Annotated in this window: 21 protein-coding genes; 11 read left to right on the forward strand and 10 right to left on the reverse strand. The window is 64.1% G+C overall.

Going from position 1 to position 25,245, the window contains the following annotated elements:
* Nucleotides 1-10 precede the first annotated feature (10 nt).
* A complete protein-coding gene (locus tag KPL81_RS02920) occupies nucleotides 11-643 on the reverse strand; it encodes an SDR family oxidoreductase (protein WP_219790617.1) in 633 nt (210 codons plus the stop codon).
* Between the two features lie 140 nt (nucleotides 644-783).
* On the opposite strand from KPL81_RS02920, the gene arfB reads away from it, so the two are divergent.
* Together arfB and KPL81_RS02930 are read left to right on the forward strand one after the other, a co-directional pair.
* Entirely contained in the window at nucleotides 784-1,197 is a 414-nt protein-coding gene (arfB, locus tag KPL81_RS02925; RefSeq protein ID WP_219790618.1) for an alternative ribosome rescue aminoacyl-tRNA hydrolase ArfB, read from the forward strand.
* 57 nt (nucleotides 1,198-1,254) lie between these two features.
* Nucleotides 1,255-2,259, forward strand: coding sequence for an ion transporter (locus tag KPL81_RS02930; RefSeq protein WP_219790619.1), 1,005 nt, complete (start codon nucleotides 1,255-1,257; stop codon nucleotides 2,257-2,259).
* Nucleotides 2,260-2,275: 16 nt separating this feature from the next.
* Here KPL81_RS02930 and KPL81_RS02935 read toward each other — a convergent pair whose 3' ends face one another.
* Together KPL81_RS02935 and KPL81_RS02940 are read right to left on the reverse strand one after the other, a co-directional pair.
* The gene (locus tag KPL81_RS02935) at nucleotides 2,276-3,319 is read right to left on the reverse strand and encodes a proline racemase family protein (protein WP_209473881.1); all 1,044 of its coding nucleotides are present in this window, start codon (nucleotides 3,317-3,319) and stop codon (nucleotides 2,276-2,278) included.
* On the reverse strand, nucleotides 3,316-4,482 hold the full coding sequence (locus KPL81_RS02940) for an alcohol dehydrogenase catalytic domain-containing protein (RefSeq protein WP_219790811.1): 1,167 nt from the start codon (nucleotides 4,480-4,482) through the stop codon (nucleotides 3,316-3,318). Before KPL81_RS02940 ends, KPL81_RS02935 begins: the two co-directional genes overlap by 4 nt.
* A 421-nt stretch (nucleotides 4,483-4,903) precedes the next feature.
* On the opposite strand from KPL81_RS02940, the gene KPL81_RS02945 reads away from it, so the two are divergent.
* A complete protein-coding gene (locus KPL81_RS02945) occupies nucleotides 4,904-5,830 on the forward strand; it encodes a diacylglycerol/lipid kinase family protein (RefSeq protein ID WP_219790620.1) in 927 nt (308 codons plus the stop codon).
* Here the strand turns inward: KPL81_RS02945 and KPL81_RS02950 are convergent.
* The gene (locus tag KPL81_RS02950; protein WP_219790621.1) at nucleotides 5,827-6,315 is read right to left on the reverse strand and encodes a metallophosphoesterase family protein; all 489 of its coding nucleotides are present in this window, start codon (nucleotides 6,313-6,315) and stop codon (nucleotides 5,827-5,829) included. The genes KPL81_RS02945 and KPL81_RS02950 overlap by 4 nt on opposite strands.
* 138 nt (nucleotides 6,316-6,453) lie before the next feature.
* Complete coding sequence (locus KPL81_RS02955; RefSeq protein ID WP_219790622.1) at nucleotides 6,454-6,876, reverse strand: CBS domain-containing protein; 423 nt, start codon at nucleotides 6,874-6,876, stop codon at nucleotides 6,454-6,456.
* 239 nt (nucleotides 6,877-7,115) lie between these two features.
* Here KPL81_RS02955 and KPL81_RS02960 point away from each other — a divergent pair, with 239 nt between their 5' ends.
* Together KPL81_RS02960 and KPL81_RS02965 are read left to right on the forward strand one after the other, a co-directional pair.
* Nucleotides 7,116-8,672 carry an alpha/beta fold hydrolase gene (locus tag KPL81_RS02960; protein WP_219790623.1) on the forward strand — a complete coding sequence of 519 codons (1,557 nt, stop codon included), beginning with the start codon at nucleotides 7,116-7,118 and terminating at the stop codon, nucleotides 8,670-8,672.
* A gap of 254 nt (nucleotides 8,673-8,926) precedes the next feature.
* Nucleotides 8,927-12,559 (forward strand): S41 family peptidase, encoded by a 3,633-nt coding sequence (locus KPL81_RS02965; RefSeq protein WP_219790624.1) that lies wholly within the window; start codon nucleotides 8,927-8,929, stop codon nucleotides 12,557-12,559.
* A gap of 11 nt (nucleotides 12,560-12,570) precedes the next feature.
* Here KPL81_RS02965 and KPL81_RS02970 read toward each other — a convergent pair whose 3' ends face one another.
* Nucleotides 12,571-12,894, reverse strand: a complete 324-nt coding sequence (locus KPL81_RS02970) for an antibiotic biosynthesis monooxygenase family protein (protein ID WP_219790625.1) — start codon at nucleotides 12,892-12,894, stop codon at nucleotides 12,571-12,573.
* Between the two features lie 111 nt (nucleotides 12,895-13,005).
* Between KPL81_RS02970 and KPL81_RS02975 the strand changes: the two genes are divergently transcribed.
* A complete protein-coding gene (locus KPL81_RS02975; protein WP_219790626.1) occupies nucleotides 13,006-14,163 on the forward strand; it encodes an MFS transporter in 1,158 nt (385 codons plus the stop codon).
* 6 nt (nucleotides 14,164-14,169) lie between these two features.
* Here KPL81_RS02975 and KPL81_RS02980 read toward each other — a convergent pair whose 3' ends face one another.
* Both KPL81_RS02980 and KPL81_RS02985 read right to left on the reverse strand, forming a co-directional pair.
* A complete protein-coding gene (locus KPL81_RS02980; RefSeq protein WP_219790627.1) occupies nucleotides 14,170-15,402 on the reverse strand; it encodes a DUF3422 domain-containing protein in 1,233 nt (410 codons plus the stop codon).
* Between the two features lie 94 nt (nucleotides 15,403-15,496).
* On the reverse strand, nucleotides 15,497-16,420 hold the full coding sequence (locus KPL81_RS02985) for an alpha/beta hydrolase (protein WP_219790628.1): 924 nt from the start codon (nucleotides 16,418-16,420) through the stop codon (nucleotides 15,497-15,499).
* A 129-nt stretch (nucleotides 16,421-16,549) separates the two neighbouring features.
* Between KPL81_RS02985 and KPL81_RS02990 the strand changes: the two genes are divergently transcribed.
* A complete protein-coding gene (locus KPL81_RS02990) occupies nucleotides 16,550-17,611 on the forward strand; it encodes an acyltransferase family protein (RefSeq protein WP_219790629.1) in 1,062 nt (353 codons plus the stop codon).
* 64 nt (nucleotides 17,612-17,675) lie between these two features.
* Here the strand turns inward: KPL81_RS02990 and KPL81_RS02995 are convergent, their stop codons facing one another.
* Nucleotides 17,676-18,395 carry a DUF3581 domain-containing protein gene (locus tag KPL81_RS02995; protein ID WP_219790630.1) on the reverse strand — a complete coding sequence of 240 codons (720 nt, stop codon included), beginning with the start codon at nucleotides 18,393-18,395 and terminating at the stop codon, nucleotides 17,676-17,678.
* A gap of 456 nt (nucleotides 18,396-18,851) precedes the next feature.
* Here KPL81_RS02995 and KPL81_RS03000 point away from each other — a divergent pair, with 456 nt between their 5' ends.
* The 4 genes from KPL81_RS03000 to KPL81_RS03015 all read left to right on the forward strand — a co-directional run bounded on the left by KPL81_RS03000 (nucleotide 18,852) and on the right by KPL81_RS03015 (nucleotide 24,118).
* Nucleotides 18,852-19,286: a type 2 periplasmic-binding domain-containing protein gene (locus tag KPL81_RS03000; RefSeq protein WP_209473896.1), complete on the forward strand. Its 435-nt coding sequence runs from the start codon at nucleotides 18,852-18,854 to the stop codon at nucleotides 19,284-19,286.
* A 73-nt stretch (nucleotides 19,287-19,359) separates the two neighbouring features.
* Nucleotides 19,360-20,454: a hypothetical protein gene (locus KPL81_RS03005; RefSeq protein WP_240549021.1), complete on the forward strand. Its 1,095-nt coding sequence runs from the start codon at nucleotides 19,360-19,362 to the stop codon at nucleotides 20,452-20,454.
* A gap of 45 nt (nucleotides 20,455-20,499) precedes the next feature.
* On the forward strand, nucleotides 20,500-23,337 hold the full coding sequence (locus KPL81_RS03010; protein WP_219790632.1) for a bifunctional diguanylate cyclase/phosphodiesterase: 2,838 nt from the start codon (nucleotides 20,500-20,502) through the stop codon (nucleotides 23,335-23,337).
* Nucleotides 23,318-24,118, forward strand: a complete 801-nt coding sequence (locus KPL81_RS03015; protein WP_219790633.1) for a PEP-CTERM/exosortase system-associated acyltransferase — start codon at nucleotides 23,318-23,320, stop codon at nucleotides 24,116-24,118. The genes KPL81_RS03010 and KPL81_RS03015 overlap by 20 nt, the downstream gene beginning before the upstream one ends.
* Here the strand turns inward: KPL81_RS03015 and KPL81_RS03020 are convergent.
* Nucleotides 24,061-25,245: a DUF3541 domain-containing protein gene (locus KPL81_RS03020; protein WP_219790634.1), complete on the reverse strand. Its 1,185-nt coding sequence runs from the start codon at nucleotides 25,243-25,245 to the stop codon at nucleotides 24,061-24,063. The two genes, KPL81_RS03015 and KPL81_RS03020, sit on opposite strands and share 58 nt — an antisense overlap.

A 25,245-nucleotide genomic window follows, 5' to 3' on the forward strand; every position in this document is an offset into this window, starting at 1 on the left:
ACTCCCTCGCTCAGCTCAGCGCCTCGGCGATGGGCCGCTCGCCGTCGAGCAGCACGAACTCCCGGTTCATCAGGTCGCGCGCCTGGGCCAGGTGCACCAGGGCATGGGCGACATTGGCTCGCGAGACGCTGTTCTCGCCGCCGGCCTCCTCCAGCGAAGTGGCAACGCGCTGCGTGGCGGGCTCATCGGTCAGTCGCCCCGGCTTGAGGATCAGGTGAGGCACGGCCGAATTGCGCAGGTGGGCATCCGCGGCGTGCTTGGCCGCCATGTAGGGACGCAGCTTCTCAGGCGCTGCGAGCGGCTTCTCGGCGCGCATGGCACTGACCATAAGAAAACGCGACAGGCCGAGTTCGCAGGCCAGGTCCACGGCACGAATAGCGCCGTGGAGGTCGATCAGCAGCGTCTTGTCGGGACCGGTGTGCGGTCCCGAACCGGCGCTAAACATTACCTGATCGCAGCCATCGAAGGCGTGATGCAGCTCGCCTTCCAGATCGGCGGTCACGGTTTCGATCTCGCGCTCGTCGAACCATGGCCGCTGGCCGGAATCGCGAATCATCGCCCGGATGGGTAAGTCCACGGCCTGGGCCAGTTCACAGAACTGACGGCCGATTTGGCCGTTGGCGCCGATTACCAGTGTGGTCATGCCTTCCTCCTCCAAGTCAGCTCTCGTGGAAGCATCGGGCAGACTAGCTCACCCCATGACGGCTCACCAGGCAAGGAGTGTCGCGGTTGTGCTAGCCTTTGTTGCTGCTCGACGACCCACACCGTACGCAAGAGGCCCACATGCTGCGACTCTCCCATAACGTGGAGCTGGCCGAGCACGAGATCGAGATCAGCCAGATACGCGCCCAGGGCGCGGGCGGCCAGAACGTCAACAAGGTGGCCTCTGCGGTTCACCTGCGCTTCGACATCCCCGCTTCGAGCCTGCCTCCGTTCTACAAGGAGCGCCTGCTGTCGCTCTCCGACCAGCGCATCACCAAGGAGGGCGTGGTGGTAATCAAGGCTCAGAGCCATCGTACCTTCGAGCAGAATCGGGAGGATGCCCTGGAACGGCTCAGAATGTTGATTCAGGAGGCGGTGAAGACGCGCAAGGCACGCAAGCCGACCAAGCCGAGCCGAGCCGCGAAACGCCGGCGCATGGATCACAAGACGAAGAAGGGACAGACCAAGGCGCTGCGCGGCAAGGTAAAGCTCTAGTCACGCGACGACTGCTAGGCTTAACGCAATGTCGAGCGTCGCTGCCGAGGAGAGACCATGCCTGAGACGAGCGTCTCGCACCCGCTGAGTCCCGGACTGGAGCGCCTGCACCTGGCCTGGGACCTGCTCATCCTGGTGCTGGTAGTGGCCAATCTGGCGCTGATCCTGTTCGACAGCCTGTTCCTGCTGCCGCCCCTCAACGACGCCTTCGCCACGCTCGCCCCGGGCCTGCACGAGGCCTATGACCGCCACGTGCACGCCAACTTCATCGAGATCGACCTGGTCTTCGTAGCAGTATTTGTGCTCGACGTGCTGCTGGGCTGGGCCGCGGCCATCGCCGAGCGCCGCTACCACCGCTGGTTCTTCTACCCCTTCGTGCACTGGTACGACGTATTGGGCTGCATCCCGCTGGGCGGCTTTCGCCTGCTGCGCGTGCTGCGGATCGTCTCGCTGCTTCACCGCTTGCAGCGCCTGGGCCTGATCGACGTGCGTCGCTGGCAGGTCTATGCGTTCTTCGCCAAGTATTACGACATTCTCATGGAAGAGCTGTCCGACCGCGTGGCACTTCGCCTGCTCGACAACATGCAGGAGCAGATCCGCTCCAGCGACTCGCTGTCGACGCGGGTCATCGACAGGGTGGTGATGCCGCGCAAGCAGCAGTTGATCCAAGAGCTCAGCCAACGCCTGGAGGCGATGGCCGGCAATGCCTATGCGCGCAACCGCGAGGAAACGATGCGCTACGTCAGTGCGCTGGTCGGCCGCACCGTGGCGGAGAGCCAGGAGATACGCCGCCTGCGCCGCCTGCCGATGGGCGATGTCGTCGCCCGCGGGATGGCGTCGAGCCTCTCGGATCTGTCTTGTCGCCTGGTGCACGAGGCGCTGGAGGGGCTGCGCTCGCCGGAGTTCACCGCGCTGGTGGAGCGCCTGGCCGAGAGCGGCTTCGATACCTGGCTGCAGGTCGACGAGCACACCGACCGGGTGACCGAACAGGTGCTCGTCGACATGCTCGAGCTGATGAAGGAGCAAATCGCCGTCAAGCAGTGGCGTCACCGCTACGACTGACGGCGAAGTAGCTCCCTCAGGGATGGCGGGAGCTGAGGATATGATGCACCCCGCCACAATCGACCATCGGATCGTCACAGTTGACCACGATCTCCGAGCGCGCCAGCACGTAGCTCTTGCCGGTGATGGTGTTCTCCACTACCTGATGCTTGCCGCCGGCCTCGCGCACCGCGACGACTTCGCCGATGAAGCCGGTCTCGCGTAGCGACACGGTTTCCAGCTTGTCGCCGGGCTTGACGGTGCCTTCGTAGTGCATCAGCGCCAGCCGCGCCGAGGTACCCGTACCGGTGGTACTGCGGCAAATCACCCCGGGATGCACGTAGGTCGTCGAGCGCGAGCGGTAGAAGTCGTCGGCGATCTGCTCCACCGGCCCCATGAAGTGCAGGAACGGCAGCGGCCCCACGTCGCCCAGCGTATAGTGCGAGAAGCCGCTGTGAGCCTGGATCGCCTCGACGATGCGATGTGCGCACTCGGCCAGGGCCCGCTCCTCCTCACGCTTGAGCGAAAAGCCCAGTTCCTCGGCGTCCACCAGCGCATAGAAGCCGCCGCTGTAGGCGATGCTGTAGGTCACGTCGCCTACCTCGGGGACGTGAATGCGTGCTCGATGGGTGTCGATGTAGCTGGGCAGTCCGCCACAGGTGATCGCCTCGACCACACCATTTTCGACCCGCGCCTCGATCTGCACCAGCCCGGCCGGGGACTCCAGCGTGAAGTGCTGGATCCCCTCGCGCTTGGGGATCAGTCCCGTCTCGAGAAGTGCGGTGGCGGTGCAGATCGTGTTGGAGCCGGAATAGACCGGGTAGCCCATCACTTCCATGATGATGTAGCCCATCTGCGCCTGGGGATCGCAGGCCGGCACGATCAGGTCCACCGACATCTCAGGGATGCCGTAGGGCTCGTTCAGCAGCAGCTTGCGCAGGCCGTCGGCATCGTTCTCCAGGTACTCCATCTGCTGGCGCACGGTATCGCCGGGCAGCGGGTCGATGCCGCCGATCACGATGCGGCTGACATCGCCGCCGGCGTGGGTGTCGAGCAGTTGCAGGGTGAGTTCGTGACTCATGCGTTGTCCTTGAAAGCGGTGCCCTTGAAAGCGTCGTTCTCGAGTGCGAAGGGAGCGCCGTGATCGTCCCATTGGGCATCGGGCACGATGACGATCTTGCCCAGGTAGTTGCTGCCACGGTTGACGAAGTAGCGCTCTGCCTCGTGCAGCTCGGAAAGCTTGAACGCGGCATGCAATACCGGCTTGAGCTGCCCCGTACGAATCCACTCGACTAGCTGCTCGGCCTCTTTGCGGGTGCCGTGGGAGACGCCGAAGATCTGCACCTGATAGAGGTAGATGCGGGTCCACATGATCTCGCTGAGGTTGCCGCCGCTGGCGCCGGCGATGGAGAGCCGCGGGTAGGTGCTGCGCGCCTTCATGTCGCTGATCATGGTGTCGATGAAAAGATCGGTCATCGCGCCGCCGACCAGATCCATCACCGCATCGATGGGCGCCCCGCCGGTGGCCTCGAGCACACGCTCGACGAAGGTGGACAGGTCACCGCGGTCGATCACCGCCTCGGCGCCCAGCGCCAGCAGCGCCTCGGCCTTGTCGGGCTGGCTCACGGCGTAGGGAATCGCACCGACGATGCGGCACATCTGAATCAGCGCCGCCCCCACGCCGCCGCTGGCACCGCTGACCAGCACCCGTTCGCCCGCCGCGACCCTGGCCGAGGTCATCATGTGGTAGCCGGTCTGGTAGGAGCACATGCCCATCGCCGCCAGCTCGGCGTCGGCGAGTTCGGGGTTGGGGACGTGGTGGAACTGGTCGGACGGCACGGCGATGTACTCGGCATAGCCGCCGTCGGCGCCGTGGCCGTAGTAGTCCGGCGTCAGGTTGATGTCACGCCGCGCGTCGGGATAAAGGTTGAAGTCGAGCAGGCCACGTTCGCCGATGCGCGAGGCATCGACTCCCTCGCCCACCGCCACCACGCGTCCGGCCACGTCGGCGCCCTGGATCCGCGGGAAGGTCAGGGTCGGCTCGCCACCCATGGCGAAGGAGGTCACCTCGCCCTTGTCCTTAGTCGGATAAAGCCCCTCACGAGCCTTGCGGTCGGTGTTGTTCTTGGCCGTGGCGGTAACCTGCACCAGCACTTCGCCCGGGCCCGGCCGTGGCGTGGCAACGTCGTCGCGGTAAACCAGCTTGTCGATGTCGCCGTGGCCGGTCAGGACCATGGCGTGCATGGTAGCCGGAATGGTCGAAACGTTCTCTGTGGGCACGGGATCCTCCTGGCAGAGTCTTGATGCGGTCGGTATTCACGCTCGGGCCGGCGCCACAAATCCTCATCGGCTCGGCGATTCCAGACAACGACATACCGAAGAGCCAGCGCAACGCGCCGACCGGGTGTCGAGATGGAAGCGGGATGACGATCGAGGTGGGGGGCAGCCTGTTGGGCGTGTCGATATGCCAGTGATTGAAACACGCCCGAGCAACGGCTGCATACCGTTGATGATTGGGTATTTTTTCTGTTTTTGGCGGCTCCAACTGGGGTTTCTTTCTTCCACCCGTCAGCGGCGAAGCGAACCGGCTATACCTATGCTAAGGCGCATGCAGCACTTGCTCGCTATCCTTGAGAAAGGACGCCATGGGTGTAAGGAGGCACCGATGAAACACTGGCTGATGGCCAATACCGCTGCCGGCGACGGCAGCCACAACACCGCCTTCTGGCGAGAGCATTTGCAGGCGGCGGGCCTTGCTGACCCACAGGTGCGAGACATTGCCGAGAGCGACTGGCATCGCCAGGTCGAGCCCGGCGACCGGCTATTGGTGGCCGGCGGCGATGGCTCGGTCAACCAGGCGGCTTCCATCTGTATCGAGCGCAGCGCCGTGCTTGGCGTGCTGCCTTCCGGCACGGCCAATGACTTCGCCCGCAACCTGGGGCTTCCCGACGACCCCGTGGAGGTGTGCCGGGTAGCGCTCGGGGCGGATACGGCCAAGGTCGATGCGGCCTGGATCAATGGTCAGCTCTATCTCAACGTCGCCCATATCGGGCTTGGCACCGTGCCCGCCCGGGAGGCCTCCCCGGGAGAGAAAAGGCTCCTGGGACGCTTCAGCTACCTCGCCGCCCTGGCAAGAAAATTCGGCATGCAGCAAGGCTTTCAGGGACGCATCGAGGGCGATGACCAGGCCGTCGAGGGCCGCTGGCTGACCATCGCCATCGCTTCAGGGGCCTATTTCGGTGGCGGCCACGGCATTGCCGGGGCGCGGATCGATGACGGTCAACTGGACATCGTGGCGGTGCGGCAGCGCGCCTGGTTTCACTTGCTGCTCTCTTACCTTTCGACGCGCCTGTTGGGACATCCTCCCCAGGGCGACGATACCGTGGTTCACCTGCGCTCACCCCAGTGCCACGTGCAGCTTCGTCACGCGCATACGCTGACCGCCGATGGCGAAACCCTGGGACGCATGGCCAACGTTTCGGCCATTACCCGGCGCGCCGTGCTGGAAGTCGCCTGTCAGGACGTAATCGGTGCAAGCGACAGTGCCCTGTCGGGGGAGGCACGAGACGTCGCGAGCGGCCTGTCCTCCTAGAGCGGCAGGTGAAGTATCGCCCCACGCAAGCCATGCGCATCGGCCCATAGCTTGCCCAGGGTGAGCGGTAGCCGGAAGCGGCGCTTGCCCGCCGCCCCCGGGTTGAACAGCAGTCGCTCGTGGTGCCATTCGTTGCGCGGCTTGTGGGAGTGGCCATGCAGCACGGCATCGCACGCGGTGGCCGGGTCGAAATCGGCCAGGTCATGAACCAGATGGAGGCGCCAGCCGTTGACGACGAGATCCCGGTGCGGCGGCAGCGACTCGGCCCAGCCAGCCGTGTCGATATTGCCGCGCACGGTGTAGAGCGGAGCCAGTTCGCCCAGGCGTTCGAGTATGGCGATATCCTCCGGCTTCGCTCCCACGTCGCCCAGGTGAAGGATCAGCTCGCAGCCCGCCAGCAGCGTCAACGCCTCGTCGCGCAGCAGGCCGTGGGTGTCGGAAATCACGCCGACGGGCGTGGCGATATCGAGACGAACGGATGGCATCGCGCTTCTCGTGCAGGAACCTTTCGCCACGCTAGCCTAATGCCTCGGCGGTGTCATTGCCCATGCGAAAGGGCATCGCCGAGGCGATGCCCTTGCTGCACAGGATGTGCCGTCTCGCAGCGTCGTGTCGGGGACGGCTCAGTGATAGTGCTTGCTGCAGTTGGCGATTTCACGTGCCATCTGGTCGTCGGCGCAGCGGTCGGCAATGTCGCTGAGCGTCACAACTCCGACGAGACGCTTGTCACTCTGGTTGTTGAGCACCACCAGGCGCTGTACATGCTGCTCCTGCATGTTGCGCAGCACATCCTTCACGTCCTGGTCCTCGAAGGCATACAGCACCTCCGAGGTGGCGATGGAGCTCGCCTTGTCGTCGGGGTTCTTGCCTTCGGCAAGGGCGCGAACCGTGAGATCGCGATCGGTCACGGTACCCACGATACGATCTCCCTCGACCAGGGGCTCGAAGCCCGAGTTGTCCTGGCGCATGCGCTCGGCCACCTGACGAATGGTGGCATCGGACGGGCAGTAATCCGGGCGCTGAGTCATCACTTCGCGTACTTGCATCTCGCACCTCCTTTCATCGATGTGTCGCACGGCGAAAGCCGCGCCGCTTCCTGCTTTGCGATGTCTTACCTTCAAAAAAGTAGTTGCCTGGCCGACGAGCTTCAAAACCCTCTCTGTCTTTGTTTATTGCCATGGGTTACCACAGGTTTCGGCGTTGACGCCCCTCCCCCGGCTGCTAGCTTGACTAGCGAAACCCAGCCGAACCCGAGATCGACAACTACAATCGAGAGGGACGCATCATGACCACACAGGATGCTCGAGTGTGGCGGTGCGGCGTCGCGCCGCTGGCTCTGCTGCTTGCCTCCTCAGCCTTGGCCCAGACGGACAGCGACGAGCTGCCTCGCCTGCAGAGCGCAGAGTGCCCGACCCAGGCGCTGCGCGAGCTGGACGCCACCTGCCATACCTTTCATGCCCCCGAGAACTGGGAAGACTCCAATGGCAATACGATCTCGCTGCCCGTGGCGGTGATCGAGCCGGAGGGCGGTGCAGCGGACGAAGACAAGCTCCCGGTTTTCTTCTTTCCCGGCGGCCCCGGTTACTCGTCACTGGGCGAGCGGGAGTACATGGAACAGCTGCTCGAGGACATCGGCGAGCGCACCCTGGTCACCATGGACCATCGTGGTTTCATCCATGCCGACCCGTCCCTGGAATGTCCGGAGTACGCCGCCGTCTCTCCCTACCACAACATCATCCATACCCCCGCAATCACCGCCTCGCTCGAGCCGATGCACCGCCTGTCCATCATTACCTCGGAAGTGGAGGCGTGCCATCGCAAGCTGACCGCCGAGGGACACGATGTCAGTCAGTACAACAGCCATGCCGTCTCGCGCGACGTGGACGAGATCCGCCGGCTGCTCGGCTACGAGCGCATCGACGGCTTCGGTTCTTCCACCGGCAGCGGCACCCTCGCCTCGTTCATTCAGTACCATCCCGACAGTATTCGCGCCGCCATCTTCGGCTGGCCGTGGTTCAACCACCTGCGCAATCGACCACCGGTGGACGAACTCTACACGGCCAAGCAGACTTTCACCGATACCTTGGCGCTGTGCGTCGCCGAAGATCAGGCCTGTCGTGAGCTGCTGCCCAACTGGATGCAGTCCATCGATCGCGCCCGGCGAAGGCTGGATGCCCGTCCCTACGTGGCCCATGTCGCCACGCCCTACGGCCGCACCCAGACACTCTATTTCGATGGTGCGGCATTTCTCGACACTCTCTATCTGACTCTGGCCAGCGACTACGCCGAGTTGCCGAGCCTGGTAGCCGATATCGAGGCGGGCGACTATGCACGGCTCGAAGATTTTTTTCGCATCGAAGACCATGACCCCAACCCCGAGGCACCCAACTATGCGTTGGGCTACTTCCTCGCCCACGTTTGCAGCGACATGGGAAGCAACCGCCCAAGCCCGACCGACTCCATCGCGGCCGTCGAGCGCGACCCCGCCGTGCTCGGCTTCGAGCCGCCCTGGCTGTGCGCTTGGTGGGGCGAGGATGGCGACGTACCCGCCGAGCACAATGACCCACCGGTCAGCGAGATACCCGCCTTGGCGATTCACGGCCAGATGGATCCCTGCTGTGGCACGCGCTGGAGTCGGCATCTGCAACGCACCATGCCCAACCTGCAGTTCGTCGAGCTGCAAGCACTCGGTCACAATCCGGTCAACGAGTGTCGCTCGAGCATGATCCAGGCCTTTCTCAACGATCCGGAGCGCCCCGTCGACGCCAGCTGTCGCGAGGAAACCGCCCGCGAGCCATGGGTGACCGAGCCTCCCGGGGCCATGGAAAACGACGACGCATGAAATGACCGCCCCCGATCGTCGACGGCAACCGCCGTCGGCGGTCGCTCGAAGCACGCCACCACCTGCCTGACCGGCACGAGAGGCCAGCGCACTGTCCCTATTCCCCACTCCCACGCGGCCGCGTCAGCCGCCAGTCGGCACCGACTCGGCCGGGATGACGTGCGCGGCTGTTCGATGGCTTGTGGGTTTATTGCTACGTTGGGGGCATGGTGGGAAAGCATGGAGAAAAAGCATGGCAGTTCTAAAGGATTAGTATGAGACAGCAGTTCACCCATCGCACTCAAACACTGCGCCGTGCGGCGAACCGGTCTGCGCTCCCGATCCTCCTGGCTGGCCTGCTGGCCAGCGTACTGATGGCGGCCAAGGCTCACTCCGGCCAGGTCGGACTGCCTCGCTTCCCCTCGATCAGCCCCGATGGTTCGGAACTCATCTTCAGTTGGCGCGGCGACCTGTGGCGAGCCTCCAGCGAAGGCGGCGTGGCGGTGCGCCTGACCCGCCACAACCTCGACGATCTGCACTCCAGCTGGAGTCCTGACGGCGAGTGGGTGGTGTTCGCCTCGATGCGCGACGGCTATCTCAACCTGTGGCGTATGCGCCGTGACGGCAGCGAGCTCAGCCAACTGACCCATGGCGACCAGCACCTGCGCAACCCTTCCTACGCCATCGACCGGAATGGCGAGCCGGTGATCACCTTCTCGGGCATGCTCGAGGCCGACGTCTACCGCGACCAGCGTCCTTACCGGATCTCCCCGGAAGGTGGCGATTACGACCGGCTGCACGATGCCTTTGGTTCCGAGCCCCAGCTCTCACCCGACGGTCGGCGCGTCATCTTCACCCGCGGCGGGGCCTATCACGACTGGAACCGACGTCACTACCGCGGTCCGGACGCCATGAACATCTGGCTGCACGAGTTCGGGACCGGGCGTTTCGAGCCGTTGACCGAACGCGACGGCGACGACGGCATGGCCCGCTGGGTCGATGAGGACACCCTGCTGTTCATGTCGGACCGCGAAGACCAGACGGTCAACCTGTACCGCATGGAGCTCGACGCCGAGCGCTCCATCGAACGACTCACCGAGTTCGACGAGCACGACCTGCAGCATTTCGATGTGTCGCGCGACGGCAGCACTGCCGTGCTGCAGGTGTGGGATAACTTGCTGACCCTCGACCTCGAGGCGCCTGATGCCGAGCCCGAAGCCATTTCGCTGCGGGCACCGGAGGATGGACGCGACCTGTATGCCTTGCGTCGCATCGACCGCGACGTGAGCGAAGCGGCGCTGAGCCCCGACGGCAAGACCATGGCCTACATCGCCTATGGTCGCGTCTATGTGCGGTATGTCGACGAGCAGAGCCCGACGCTCGCCGTGACCCCCGGCACCCATGCTCGCCACGAAGATCTTGCCTGGTCGCCCGATGGCCTACGCCTTTACTTCGTCAACGACGCTGACGGCACCCAGTCCATCCATGAGGCGCGTGTCGCCCTGACCCGCGAAGAAGTTCGCCGGGTGCACGACCGGCAGCAGGGGCGCGGGCGTGCCACCTCCCGGCGCTGGGATGGCGACTCCACCGTCTCGCTCGCGACGGCCACGCCTCCCCCCGAGCCGGCCACAGAGCAGGCCGAAGAGGTACCCGATGCCGACCTGGATCCGGACATTCGGGTGCGCGGGGAAGAACCCGAGGACCCTTTCGCCCCGCAGGACCCAGGCCTTGTACTGGACCCCATCGTGACGCCGATGCCCGCCGACCCGCCGACCTTGCCCGAACCCACGCAGCAGACCCAGGAGAATATCGGCAGCATTCCCGAGGAGGATCTGGTGGAAGAGACCGACGACGTCCCGGAGGATCGCGACCCAGCCCGCTGGCACGACGCGATCCAGTTCGAGGTTCGCCCGGTGGTGGCCGGCGAGCACAACGACCGCGACGTCTCGCCCTCCCCCGACGGTCGCATGCTGGCCTTTCGTCGTGGACGCGGCGATCTGGTCATTCACGACCTCGCGAGCGGCGAAACACGTACCCTGGTCGAGGGCTGGGATAGCTTCATTCACTGGCGCTGGTCTCCCGACAGCCGTTACATCGCCTACTCGCAGAATGATCTCGACTTCAGCGCCAACATCTTCGTGGTGCCGGCGGACGGCTCGGCGGAGCCGGTCAATATCACCCGTCATCCACGCAACGACCTGAACCCACGCTGGTCGGTCGACAGCCGTAAGCTCAGTTTCATCTCCAATCGCTCCGGCGAGAACTACGACCTCTACCGGGTCTACCTGGACCGTGAACTCGAGACGCTGACACCGCGCGAGATCACCACCTATTACCGCGATGCCAGGGAGGCGACACGTGACGCATCGCCACTGCCAGTGGAGGGGCAGGACGGTAATACCGCGGCAGCGGACACTCCCGAATTGGAGCTGGACGATGCCTGGCGCCGCATCGAACCGGTCACGGCATCGCCGGTCCACCACACCGGCAACGAGATGACGCCGGACGGGAGTCGCTATGTCTTCAATGCTGGCGGTGAAGGACTCGTGGCGATGAACTGGGATGGTCGCCAACGCACCCGTATCGCCCCAAGCGCCAACGTCCAGCAGCTCAACCTGAGCGGCGAACAGGTCGTCTTCATTCGCGGCGGACGAGTCGGTGTGGCCAACCTCACGGGCAGCGGCTCACCGCGCTACCTGAATATCAGCGACCGCATACGCATCGATCGACGCAAGCAGGCGCTGCAGAAATTCCATGAGGCGGCACGCGTCATCGGCGTCAACTTCTATCGCCAGGACATGAAGGGACTGGATTGGCCGGAGGTAGTAGCGGATTACGCCAGCCTGATCCGTCGCGCCCGCACACCGAGCGAATTCAGCGATATCACCAACGGCTTGATGGGTGAGCTGGCCGCCTCGCACATGGGCGTCTCCAACCCCGGCCCGGTGTCGGCATTGCGCGAACCCTCGGGCCGGCTGGGCATCGAGTACGAGAGCATTGTCTCCCAGCAGGATGAACGCCAGGGCTATCGAATCACCGAAGTGATACCGGGGGGGCCGGCCAGTCGCGGCCCCATGCCGCTGGAGCCGGGCGACATCATCACCGAAATCGGCCTGCAGCCCTTCGCGGAGGGCGAGACCCTGCTGCAGCGCTTGCGCGGCCAGGTAGACCAAGAGGTAGTGGTCACCTTCGACCGCCCGGGCCGCAATGGCTACACCGAGTATCGCACCATTCTCACGACGGTGGACCTGGCCGATTTCGCACGCCTGAAATACGATGCCTTTAGGGAAGAGAGCCGCCGCCAGGTCGACGAGCTCTCCGACGGGCGACTGGGCTACCTGCACATCCAATCGATGAACCAGACCTCTCTGGAGGGTTTCCAGGGGGATCTATATGCCGCGGCCGCCGACAAGGACGGCTTGATCATCGATGTGCGCAACAATGGCGGCGGCCATACCACGGACCGTATTCTCACCTCGATCATGGCCGAAGAGCACGCCTACACGATCCCGGCGGGTGCCGACCGCGACAACACCGGTCACTACCCACAAGACCGGCTCGATGCCCCGCGCTACACCTTGCCGGTCAACATGCTGGCCAACGAGAAGAGCTACTCCAACGCCGAGATACTGGCCCACGCCTTCCGCACCCTGGAGCGTGGCCATCTCGTAGGCGAGCAGACCTACGGCGGCGTGATCTCCACCAACAGCCATACCTTGATCGACGGCGCCACCGTACGGCGCCCCTTTCGCGGCTGGTATCTTCCCGACGGCACTGACATGGAACACAACGGCGCCATGCCCCTCCTGAGGGTGGAACAGACGCCGGAGGACGAGGTAGCCGGGCGTGACCGGCAGCTCGAGGCGGCGGTGGATGACCTGCTGAAACGCATCGACACCGGTGAGTGAGCCAGGTCGGCTCACTCGCCGAAGCCGTAGTCGCGCTCCACACGGGCCACCCGCACCCGGTAAGCCGCGTACCACTCGCTGCGTCCCAGGCGCTGGGCTTCGCGGTGCTCCACCTGCTGCTTCCAGCGCTGGATCGCTTCGAGGCTGTCCCAGTAGGAAACCGTCACGCCCAGCGCCTCGCGCGCCGACTCCATGCCGAGAAAACCCGGCTGCTGGGCGGCCAGTTCGGTCATGCGCTCGGCCATCAACCCGTATCCGTTGTCTTCTGCGGTACGGAGTGACGTGAAAATGACGGCGTAATAGGGTGGCTCGGGGGTATTCGCGATGCGTGTCATAAGGCCTCTCGTAAGTCATGATCGATAGAGGGTGTTTCCCCTGGCGCCATTCTCGGAGAGTATAAGCGCGCGCGCAGCCCGCGCGCTCCTACCTCTGCTGCGGGAGACGGCATGCTGACGCTGGATCATGGAAGACGGGTCACCCTGAGCTATTTCGTCGTCTTCATTGCCATCGGCATGTGCGTCGGCCTGCTCGGCCCGACGCTCCCCTACCTCGCCGACATGACGGGATCGGGCATGAGCCAGATCGCCATCCTGTTCACCGCCCGCGCGCTGGGAACCATGCTCGGCTCGGTGCTCTCCGGGATACTGATCGACCGCTTCGACGGGCACCGCGTGCTGGCGACGATGCTGCTGCTGCTCGCGGCTGGGCTTGCCGCCGTGCCGTTCAGCCAGGCACTGGCCCTGTTGACCGTCGTGCTGTTCCTGCTCGGCCTGGCCGAGGTGTCGGTCAATGCCGGGGCCAACACGCTGCTGCTGTGGACTCACGGCCCCGCGTCGCCGCCCTGGATCAGCGCGCTGCATTTCTGCTTTGGCCTCGGCAACATGTTGATACCGCTCGTACTAGTGGTAGTGCTACGCCAGGGGTTCTCGTTCGCCTGGGCGTTCTGGCTCGTCGCCCTGTACGTTACGGCACTGTCGTTTCCACTGCTACGTCAGTCGAGTCCGAAGCCACCCGATATCGCCATCACCCAGCGCAGCGCCCCCCCGACCCGGGACGGCTGGCGGCTGGCCATCTTCCTGCTCATGTTTGGCCTCTACGTCGGCATGGAAGTCACCTTCGCCGGCTGGGTGACCGCCTATGGCGTACTCAGCGGCACGGCGCCGGCGGACGCCGCCTTGCTGGTGACTCTGTTCTGGCTGACGCTGTCGGCCGGGCGCCTGCTGGCCATTCCCCTGATTCGCCTGCTGTCGCCCTGGAAGGTCTTGCGCGGCTGCCTCGCACTAGGCCTGTTTGGCGCCCTGGCGCTGCACTTCCTGTGGCTGCCGTTACCGTTGGTGGCCCTGCTCTTCGGCCTGGCGTCATCGGCCATCTTTCCCACCCTGTTTGGCCTGAGCAATCAGCTGATGCCCAACAGCGGGCGTACCACCGGCTGGATCTTCCTGGCCAGCGGGCTCGGCGGCATGGCGATCCCCTCACTGACCGGGCCACTGCTGGAACGTGCCGGGACGAACGCCTTTCCCATCCTGCTGATCGCCCTGGTCGGCCTGTTACTGCTGGGGCTCACCCTCCTCCGCGCCAGGGTCAAGCGCGGCGCTGTATGCTGAACGCTCTCAGTGCTGTTTCACCCGCCAGATACGCCATGCCAGCAGACCGATGATCATACCGCTCAAGGGTCCCAGGATGAGCGCCGCCGTATGCGGCGGGATGGCGATGCCGAGCGCTCCCAGGCTCTCCAGCCCCAGCTTGAACAGGCTGAACACGTAGTAGCTGATGACGATGATCGACAGCCCCTCCACCGCCTTCTGGATCTTGAGTTGGCTGCTGGCCCGCTCGTCGAGGCTGTTAAGAATGCTGGAGTTCTGTTCCTCGATCTCGACCTGGGCCCGGGTACGCAGCAGGTCGTTCAAGCGCGCGGCACTTTCAGCCAGGCTCTCCTGGCGCTGGTGAATGGCGGCACAGTAGTGCACCGTGGGCCGGAAGCGGCGCAGAAGAAAGGTGCCCAGACGCGGGCAATGGTCGACCCGCGCCTCCCTGAGTTCCTCGATGCGGGAGAAAACGATGCGTGCATAGGCTTCGGTGGCACTGAAGCGCTGGCGCGAGCGAGCACCGCTGCGCTCAAGTCGCGCAGAGAGCAGAGAGAGAGCCGTCAGTAGAGGGCGTGGATTGGCATCCTCCTGTTCGGCATTGCGATCGGACAGTTCGCCCAGCTCCAGCTCATAGGCCTGCAGCTCGAACGCCAACTCCTTGGCCAGGGGCAGCGACAGCGAGGCCATCATGCGGTAGGTCTCGATTTCGAATAACCGGCGCACCATCCGCCCGAGGCGAAAGGCATTGAGGCCATGATTGAGCAGTAGCAGACGGGTGTAGCCTCCCGCATCGAGACGGAAGTCGCCCCAGATCGTCGCGTCGCCACCGCCGACCTGCGAGCCGGCCGGGTCGCTGAAACCGTAGGCCTCGGCGCTGCCCCGCCAGGCATCATCGCCTTCCACCAGCACCAGCGTGGCGTTGATCAGCGCATCGCTCTGGGATTCGACGACCGAAGCCAGCCACGCCGGGGGTGCCGCCCAAGGCTCGAGGCCCGCCGCCTTGGGCACCATCACGGTAAGCGTCGAGAACTCGGTGTGCCGCTCCCATTTCAGCACCTTGTCATCGAGCGTGAGAATCTGTTGGACGGCCTCGTCGTCGAAGGCGAGACCGGTGGCCTCTGCCAAGTGGGACAGGAGCTCGGTATGCGCCTGGGCATCGGCCAGGAAGGCATAGTGGTAGAGATGGGCCGGCTCCGAGAAATAGATCGATGGTCGGGCGTGCAGTTCGTTATGCAAGCGTTCGCGTTGTGAGTGCATTCGATGGGCCTGAAAGGGGATCGATCCTTGAGACTAAGGTCTAAAGAGCGCGCCGCCAACCCCGCTTTCGACTGCCATGGCACACGCTTTGGTACTAGCGAGACCTCGTGCCGGCGGAGGAGGGTTCGGCAACGCCTTCATCGACCAGGACCTCCAGCGGCACCGGCCCCTGCAAGAAGCGCCCGATCCAGGCCAAGGCACTGGGCAGGCTGGCGCGCCACACACGCCAGGTATGACCGCCGCTCAGCACCTCCATGGCCACTAGGTCCGGCTGGTGCGGTGCCAGCGCCTGGCGCACGAGCCGCGTATGATGCTCGGCATTGTAGACGTCGCGATTACCGGCACTGAGATAGAGAGGCACTACTGCGTCTCGTTCCAGGTAGCCTTCCAGGTGGGTAGTGTAGTTTCGGCGCTGCCACAGCGTCTCGTCGAAGTCGCCCTTCTCGTCGAGGAAGGCGGGGTGCCGCCAAGCCGATGAGTTACGCGGTGGCAACGGATGGTAGCTGGCCGGACTGAGGGCCGCCGCCGCGGCGAACAGGTCCGGCCGCTCGAGCACGAAGTTGAGCGTGCCGTAGCCGCCGGCCGAGAGCCCGCCAATGGCACGCCACTCGCGCCGGGGCACGACCTGCCAGGTCTCCTCGACGGTGGGCATGAGTTCCTGGAAAAAGGCCGAGCGCGCCGACTCGTTGTGACCGTCGATCCACCAGCTCTCGCTGCCGGGCATGACGATGACCGTGGGCGGCATGAGGCCCTCGCGAATCATGTGATCGGCGGCCTGCTCGATCCCTCCGCTCTCGACCCAGTCCCTTTCGCTGCCGAACGAACCGTGCAGCAAGTAGAGAACCGGGTAGGCCTGGTTCGTCTCGTGGTAGCCATCCGGCAGGTACAGGGCGTAATGATAGTCACGCCCCAGTATCTCCGAGGCGAAGCGGTGGTACGTGATGTCGCCGGCCTGTGACGCGCCCCCCCACAGGAGGGCGATGCCCAGTGCGGCGGCAAGCGCACGTTTGAGGGTCATGGCACGGGGCTCCTTGTGCCGAAGTGCAGCGCCATAAGCGAAGCCTATCGCGGAATCTCTCCGTCTCGTCATGGTCCGACAATGTATCGACGGTCGGTGTTCCTCGCTCCCAAGGAAGGAAGGGCGCTCATGCAGAGGATCGAAGAAATCTACTGGCTACGCTTCTACGGCTGCCTGGCCGTGTTCGGCTACCACTTTCTCGACCGCTTGAACCAGTACCTCGACAATGTCTATCTCGACCTGGCCCGCATCCCGACCGTGCTCGGCACGCCCATCTTCATCTTCATCTCGATCTTCCTGTTCTCGGCCCGCTACGGCGATCGCCCTCCTCCCGGCTTTCTAGTCAAGCGTCTGCAGTACGTCATGGTGCCGTATGTCGTCTATGGGCTGATCTATGCCCTGACCAAGTACACGAACCTGCGTCGGGAGGGCGTGCCGGCCGGCCTCATCGATACGCTCATCGAATACCTCCTGTACGCCGGCTGGCACGGTTATTTTCTGATCATCGCCATGCAGTTCTACGCCTTCTACTGGCTCTACTCCCGCTATGGCCTGGAGCGATGGTTGCCACCTGGCCCTTGGCTGGTAGCGGGGTGCCTGATCAGCATCGCCTACTGGGGCCTGACCCGACACTTCGACATCGAACCGCCAGGCTACCTGCTCTGGATCGCTCCACTCGGCTGGATCTACCTGTTCTTTCTGGCCATGCTGGTGGTGCGCCACTACCCTCGACTCGCCCCCAAGCGCCTGGCGGAAGTGGCCTGGCTAAAGTGGCTGTCGCAGCCGGCGCTCCTGCTGGGCTTCGTCGCCGCGGTCGTGCTACTGACCCTGCGCGGCGACCTGGAGTACTCCTCCAAGGAGACCTGGGTCGTGCCGTTCTTCGTGCTGTTCACGCTCTACGCCGTCACGCGGCTGCGCAACGTGCGAGCCACTCCGCTGGTCAAGTTCATCAACCGCTATTCGTTCGGCATCTATCTCGCCCACCCCATGTTCTTCGCCATGGTCGACTTCGCCCATGAGTTCGTCCCCTTCTCGCTGCTCCTATATTCGCTGCTGCTGCTCATGGTAGGCATGGCCGGCTCGATTGCCTTCAACCGGGCCGTCAACGGCATCCCCTGGGGCGGCATGCTGTTTGGCAAGACGCTTTACGTGCCCGAAGCGCAGCACCGGACGGAGACGCAGGCACGCTAGGCAGATGGCGGATCTGGTCGAACGTCGCGGCGAATGCGGAGGGTGAGGCCGCACGAACCAGGCGTCAGGCTTGATGAGTGCCCTCGTAGGCCGATTTCAAGCGATAGAACTCGGCAACAATGTCGTCCATGGCGGCAGGGTCATAGTCGCTGAGCCCGCTGACGACCAGTTTCTTCGAACCACTGCCGACCGGCCGGCCACGATCGGTGATGCGAAACTCCAGTCTCACGTCGCCACGCTTGCCGATCACCTCGAGGCTCGAGTCGACCAGTTCAAGGCAAGGAGCAACCAGATCGAGCCTGTCGAGCGAAAAGCCCATGCTGTCGTAGATGACCAGTGGACGCTTGGGATTGAACATCACGCCCCGCGACTCCAGCAGCGGCTTGAGGACATGGGGAAAGTTCTTACCGGAGAAGGACACGTAGCAGCGGGTAAAGGCTTCGATGACCGCAGCATCGAGACTGGTATCGCCTTCGCGCCCGACTTCGAGGTACTGCTTCCCCTCTTCGTCCCTGACCACGAGCTGTCCCGACTCCTTCTCCTCGACATGCAGCAGGATTCCGTCACCCACCATGCTGCGGAAACGAAAATCCATGTGCCGGGAAAGACCGAACCGACTCAGCACCAGGGCAAACAGCAGATCACCGGGCACGCAGAATCGTCGAGCTCCCGCGTCATGGATGGGGTTGAAATCTCCGGCGACACGTTTGGCGAAGTCGCTTGCCTGTTGCGCGGAGATGCGGAAGCCCACGTCCGCTGGCGTATGGTACGGGTCGAGAAACATGCGTGTTCAGGCCTGTCCTTGGTTGGAAGAACTCAAGTTGGCGATAATGCCATTTTTTACCTCGACGCGGCCACTTCGGACCGGGAAGTGCCATCTCGCAGCCACGGCTCCCGTTGCTGGCGGATTCGCAGGCCGGAGTATAAGCCTTTGAATTCATGCCCCCGCGGGAAAAGGATGCGAATGGCCCCATGGTTGATTGGCCCCTTGCCCTTACTCGTCATTCTTGTGATATACGTATATCGTACAACAAGGCTCAGCAGCTAAGTGCGATACATAATCATCAGATAGCCTATCGCGACTGACTCGGCCGCTTCAGCAGAGTAAGGGATCGGGGGATAACACTATCGATACGCGCAGGAAATCCTGGCCAGCCATCCTCTCCGTTGTGCCAGGCAGAGGAGCCGTCTTTGCAGGTCAGGCCGGCTCGGTGCCATCACTCATTGGGGACGTCGGCGCGTGGCGGGATTGACACGTTGGCTGATGCTGCCGCTGGTGCTGGCACTGTTGAGCGTGCCCGCGCAGGCCAATGAGCGTCAGATCGTCCTGATCGCGCACCCGAACGTGGTCGATGCCGCCCTCACCCGCGACACCACCCGGGCAATCTTTGCCATGCGACAGCGCAGCTGGCCTGATGGCCAGGCCGTCCGCGTGTTCGTGTTGCCCAGCACCCACCCTGTCCACGCTCGCTTCGCCAAGGAGCGTCTTAGCGTTTACCCCCATCAGCTGCAGTTGGCCTGGGATCGCATGGTGTTCTCGGGGACGGGCCAGGCCCCAAGTCAGGTCGACAGCCAATCAGAAATGCTGGAACGCGTCGCCACGACGCCTGGCGCCCTTGGGTATCTGGAAAGGGAGTATCTGGATGATAGAGTCCAAATCATTACCATGGAGTAGACGCCGCCGTTCACACTCCGTGTGCGTGGCGCTGGCTCTCGCCTGGGCTCCCATGGTCGAGGCGGATGGTGTCATGGACACCCTGCAGGTACACGGTTTTCTCAGCCAGGCGCTCGTCATCACCGACGACAACGATTTCTTCGGCCCCAGCAGCAATGACGGCAGTCTCAAGTACACCGAGATCGGCGCCAATGCCTCGATCCGGCCTCGCCCCGACGTGCTCGTGGCGGCTCAGGTACTGAGCAGACGCGCCGGGGGCGACGGTAGCGATGCCCGCCCAGCCTTGGACTATGGCGTGGTCGACTACCAGCCATACTCCGACCAGCGGCGAACCTTGGGCATCCAGCTCGGGCGCTTCAAGAACCCCTTCGGCTTTTACAACCAGACGCGGGATGTGGCCTTCACCCGCCCCAGCATCCTGCTGCCCCAGTCGATCTATTTCGACCGCACCCGCTCTCTCGGGCTTTCCGCCGATGGCGTCAGCCTGTATGCCGAGGAGCGGATGGAGCACGGCACGCTGCGCTTCACCGGAGGCGTCGGCACCCCTAGCACGCGCGACCTGGATGACCAGCTCTTTCCCGCTCACCTGGGCATGGACGTGAGCGGGAGTACGTCTTCCATCGCCCAACTGCGCTATGAGCACTCGGGAGGACATTTCACGGCCGCCCTCAGCGCCGCGGACGTCAACCTGGACCTGGGACTCGGCCCCAGCGAAGGCGAACTAAACTTTCAACCCTGGATACTCTCGCTACAGTACGACAAGGAGCATTGGGCGTTAACCGGCGAGTTCGCCCTGCGCAGGGTATCGACCACCGATACCGGCCCCTTGCCCGGCTCCGACGTCACCGGTGAGAGCTGGTACATCCAGTACACTCGTCGCTTCCTCGACAATTGGCAGTGGCTGGTTCGCTACGACAGTCTGGTCAGCAACCGCGACGACCGCTCGGGTCAGGCCTACGAGGCCCAGGGGCGAGGCCCCGCCCATGCGCGCTATGCGGATGACATCACGTTCGGGCTACAGTGGCGGGTCAACCCCCGCGTGCTGGTGGCTGCCGAATACCATCACATCGACGGCACCGGCTGGTTGCCGTTACGCGACGAACCGGATCCCGCCGAGACTCAGCGGCGCTGGAACATGGTGCTTTTTCAACTCTCATTGCGCTTCTGATCAACGAACCCACTACTCTTCAAGAATCGGCCAGGGATTGCCAGCATGAGCGCTTTCTCACCACAAGCACCTCGTTCGCGAATGAGCCTGACTTGGCGAGTGCTTGCTCTGAGCAGCCTGTTGCTGCTGGTGCTGGCGGGGCTATTTACCTGGCTGGGCCACGCCAACCTGACCCGCCAGTTCGAGGAGAGCCGCCGGGAAAGCAACCAGCGAGAAACACGTGAAATCCAGCTGGCCCTGCAACGCTCCGAGGCGAGCCTGCTGCAAATCGCGGCGCTGACGGCCGCCTCTCCCGACCTGGGCCCGGCGCTGGCCAACGACGAGCGCACGGCGCTGATCGGCTCGCTCTCGTCACAGTGGCCGACGCTTCAGCTCGAAGCCGGCATCGACGAAATCCTGGTGTTCGATGCCCAAGGTCGCCAGCTGGCCGAGTGGGGCGAAGCCCAGGCCGACAGGGAGCGGCCCGTGCAGGACTGGGTTAACCAGGTCATGGAAACCGAATATCCGTTCTCCGCGCTGCGCTGTGCCAACGACTGCCGGCAATATGCCGCCGTGCCCATCCTGGTCGAAGGCGAAAGCGTCGGCATGGTGGTGCTGTCCCGCTCCCTGGCCGACGTGACCCGCCAGGCCCAGCAGGTTTCCGGCAGCGACGTCGCGCTGTTGATCACCGGTGCGCACAGCACTGAGGTGGCATCGGAGCGGCACCTGGCGAGCTGGAACGGTAACCTTGTCGCGCTGACACATACGAGCGAATACCTGCCCTTACTGCGACGGGCAGCGCAGCAGGCCATGCTCAGCGACATTCTCGCCACCCCATTGCGCCTGCGCCATGAGGGCCGCGCTTATGAACTGTCCGCCGTACGCATGGAGGCCGAGGATAGCCGGCGCAGCACCGGCTTCTTTCTCCTCGCCGCGGACATCACCTCCCAGATCCGAACCATTCAACGGGATACGCGTAACCTGATGTTGGTCAGCATCGGCGGCTGGCTTGCAGCCGAGTTGCTGCTGCTGGCCATCCTGCTGCGCCCGATGGCCAGGCTGCGGCGGCTGGCCGGCGTCCTTCCCGTCCTGGCTCATGGAGGCTTTGCCAAAGCCCGCAGCGCCATCCCCGTCCCACAGGGCCGCTTCGAAGACGAAATCGACGTCCTCGAGGGCACGACGCTGGCCCTTTCCGATCAGTTGGAAGCGCTGGAGAAGGAGGTCACGGCTCGGGGGCTCCAGCTTGCCGAGCGGGTCGACGAGCTGGCCCGCGAGCGCGATTTCGTCGGTAGCCTACTGGATACCGCTCGCGTTTTCATCGTCACCCAGGATGATCAAGGCCATATCACGCTGATCAACGACTACGCTCTCACGACCCTGGCCATGCAGGAGGAGCGCCTGCTGGGCCGTGCATTCGACGATGTATTCACGCCACGCAGCGACAATGAGCCGGACAAGGAAGTTTCCCAGGAGGAACGCAGCCTGGTAACGGCGGACGGACGACAGCGAACCATTGCCTGGTACCATGCGCCGCTGGCGTCACACAGCGACTCCCGGGCGGCCCGCATTTCGGTCGGTCTCGATATTACCGAACGCAAGCTGGCCGAAGCGCGCCTCACCTGGTTGGCCGAGCGCGATCCGTTGACGGAGCTGTACAACCGGCGTTATTTCCAGGAGGCGCTGGGGCAGGCGATGCGACGAGGTCGCTGCGGTGCGGTGCTGTTACTCGACCTCGATCACTTCAAGGACGTCAACGAGCTCAGCGGCCACCACACCGGCGATCAGCTGCTGCGCATGGTGGCGGATACGCTGTTTCAGGAGTTCGGCCATCACGGCGTCATTGCGCGACTGGGGGGCGACGAGTTCGCGATGCTGTTGGAGGGCGCCGACACCCGGCGAGCCATCAGTATCGCCAAGCAGATCACTCCGCTGCTCGACAGCACCGGCCTGGATGCCGGCGGACAGCGCCACCGGGCTACGGCGAGCCTGGGCATCGCGCTGTTCCCGACACATGGCGACAACCCTGCCGATCTGATGGCCAATGCCGACCTGGCCATGTACAAGGCCAAGGAGAGCGGTTCCCAGCGCTGGCATCTGCTTTCGACACTCGAGCGCGCCAAGGACGAATTGCAGGAGCGGGTCTACTGGGTGGAGCGGATCCGCCAAGCCATCGACGAGGAAGGCTTCGAATTGATGGTGCAGCCGATCGTACGCCTGAGCGATGGCGACGTGCGCCACTATGAGGTGCTGCTGCGAATGCGCGGCCCGAAGGGGGCGCTCATCTCCCCGGCGCACTTCATTCCGGTGGCGGAGCGCAGCGGCCAGATCGTGCATATCGACCGCTGGGTGCTGCGCCAGAGCCTGCGCGCCCTGAGCCGCGTGCAGGCCCAGGGGATCAGCCTCGCCGTCAACCTTTCGGGCCAGACCCTTCATGACGAGGGTCTCAAGCAGTTTCTGATGGAAGAACTGAAGACCACCGGCGCAGACCCGCACCACCTGATTCTCGAGATCACAGAGACGGCTGCCGTCACCGACTTTTCCAGCGCGCGCGGAGTGCTCCAGGCCCTACGCGACCTGGGCTGCCGCACCGCCCTCGATGATTTCGGCGTCGGGTTCAGCAGCTTCCACTATCTCGGCGAGCTGCCTGTCGACTTCATCAAGATTGACGGCGCCTTCATTCGCACCCTGAGCACGAACGCAGACAGCCAGGTCATCGTCAAGGCCATCGCCGACATCGCGGCTGGGTTCGGCAAGCAGGCCATCGCCGAGTTCGTTGATCAGGAGGTTCTGATTTCCCTTTTGACTTCCTACGGCATCACTTACGGCCAGGGCTACCAGCTTGGTCGTCCCACCCCTCTGGCTGAGGCCATTCCGGGAGTTTCACATGGAGATACCACGTCATAAGTCGAACATCAGCGAGCGTGGCGTGCCCCAGAGCGATCGGGTGCGAGAGTTCGTCGAGCAATACCGTTTCATCATCGCTCGTTGCCGGGAGAGTCGGTACCGAGCCTACGCCTTGCGTCACAAGGTCTTTCGCGAGGAACTCGAATATGCCCTGGGGGATGATGTCGACACTCCCTTCGAGAAGGATGCCCACGACAAGCATTCGATCCTCTGCCTGCTCCACCATGTCGGGAGCAACCGTGACGCCGGTTGTCTACGGGTGGTCCTGCCCATCGACAATGACGGGCAGCCAAGGACCCTGCCACTGGAGGAGAGCTGCGCCCATGGCCTGACCGACCCACAGCTGCATCCGGATCGGTTCGAGCGCAACTCGCTCTGCGAGGTCTCACGCCTCGCCGTGCATCCCGACTTTCGCCGCACGCGAGAATGTGCGCTGGGCCTACGCGAACAGGACCTCCAGCCGCTCGAAGAAAACCGCTTGCCTCCCCCTTCCCCGTTGGTGACCCTGAGCCTGTTCCTGGCCGCCACCGCTATCGTCGGCCTTTCGGGCAGGCGCCATGTCTTTTCCATGATGGAGCCGCGCTTTGCACGCCTGCTGAAAATCTCCGGCTTGCAGTTCCGCCAGGTCGGCAATGTCATCGATTACTGCGGCCCCAGGGCGGCCTACTACATCGACCAGCACCAGGCCGAACGGGATCTCCAGCCCAGCCTGCAGCCGCTCTATCAGCACATATGGACGTCACTGGCGCCGCAAGTCGAGAGCGCTACCCCTCTCGTCTGACGCGGGGATGTCAGAGCCTGCGCGGGCGGGCGTCGCGGTGCGCCCGCGGGCGAAGGCACACTTGCCGACAAGTCAGGGCCGGAGTACAGCCGGCCCGGCCAGGTGAGCACCATCACCGCCAGTACGTTGCGATGCTCGCCTCGCACCAGGTCGGTCTCGCCTCGCAATGAGGGGATAATACCGGCCCTTGGGTCGATCGACTCCATCAGGCGCTGGCGAATTCTGGTCACGACAGGGTGATCTTCGTTTCCCGTCAGCAGGAAGACGAGTGCCACCTCGGCCTGAATGTCCTCGGTGGCCTGGTCGAGGATGCGTTCGATCTCGGCAGCAAGCGCCTCGAGGATCCAGGCATGCCGTTCGGCCGGGACCCAGCGCTGATAGTAGAGGCTGTCGGCGATCACGATATGGGTCATGCCATACAGGCGATTGCGGTAATCGGCTTCGTCCAGGGCCGCCACGGTATCCAGGGGAAACGTGGCCTGGAACGCATCGCGCATCTCGTGGCGCAGATCGACGATACCCAACTGGTGCAGGAACCAGGCCTGATTGGCTACCTGAGCGGTATACAGGCGCATGACCTCGGGGTCGGTGAGGAAGCGCTGCCAGGCCAGACTCCCCAAATAGTCGAGCGCGCGCTCATGATCGGGCACAGCATCCAGCAAGTTGTAATAGTCCGCCTGAACCAGGCGAAAGAGCAGCTGGCGGCCGAAGGCTATCTCGCCCCACTTCGCCAGCATCTCTTTCCTGGCCCGCTGCTTGGCCGTGCGGAGTGGATAATTGGCCACTGCCTGCTGGGCACGAGCCGCTGCATAGCCCGGCTCGGCGAGCCCTTCGATGTCACGCTCGAGCTGGGCCAGCAGCCGCCGGCCGTGGGCTTCGATGAGCGGCAGGTAAGCCTGATCGCCGCTGATGCGATAGAGCCGCTGGGCATAGTGACGCTGCTTGTCGCGAGGCAACTCGGGCAAGGCCGCCTCATAGACGGCCTGGATCGCCTGACCGGTGGCCGAATAGTCGCGGGACGGCTGCGCGGGCTCGGCGGCACAACCGGAAAGCCATAGTAGCAGTATCAGCAATGCGGCACGCCAGTGACCCGTTGCCAGCCGAACCGGGGTCTGGGCTACGTTCAT

It is taken from the genome of Billgrantia antri (assembly GCF_019430905.1).
Taxonomy (GTDB): domain Bacteria; phylum Pseudomonadota; class Gammaproteobacteria; order Pseudomonadales; family Halomonadaceae; genus Halomonas; species Halomonas antri.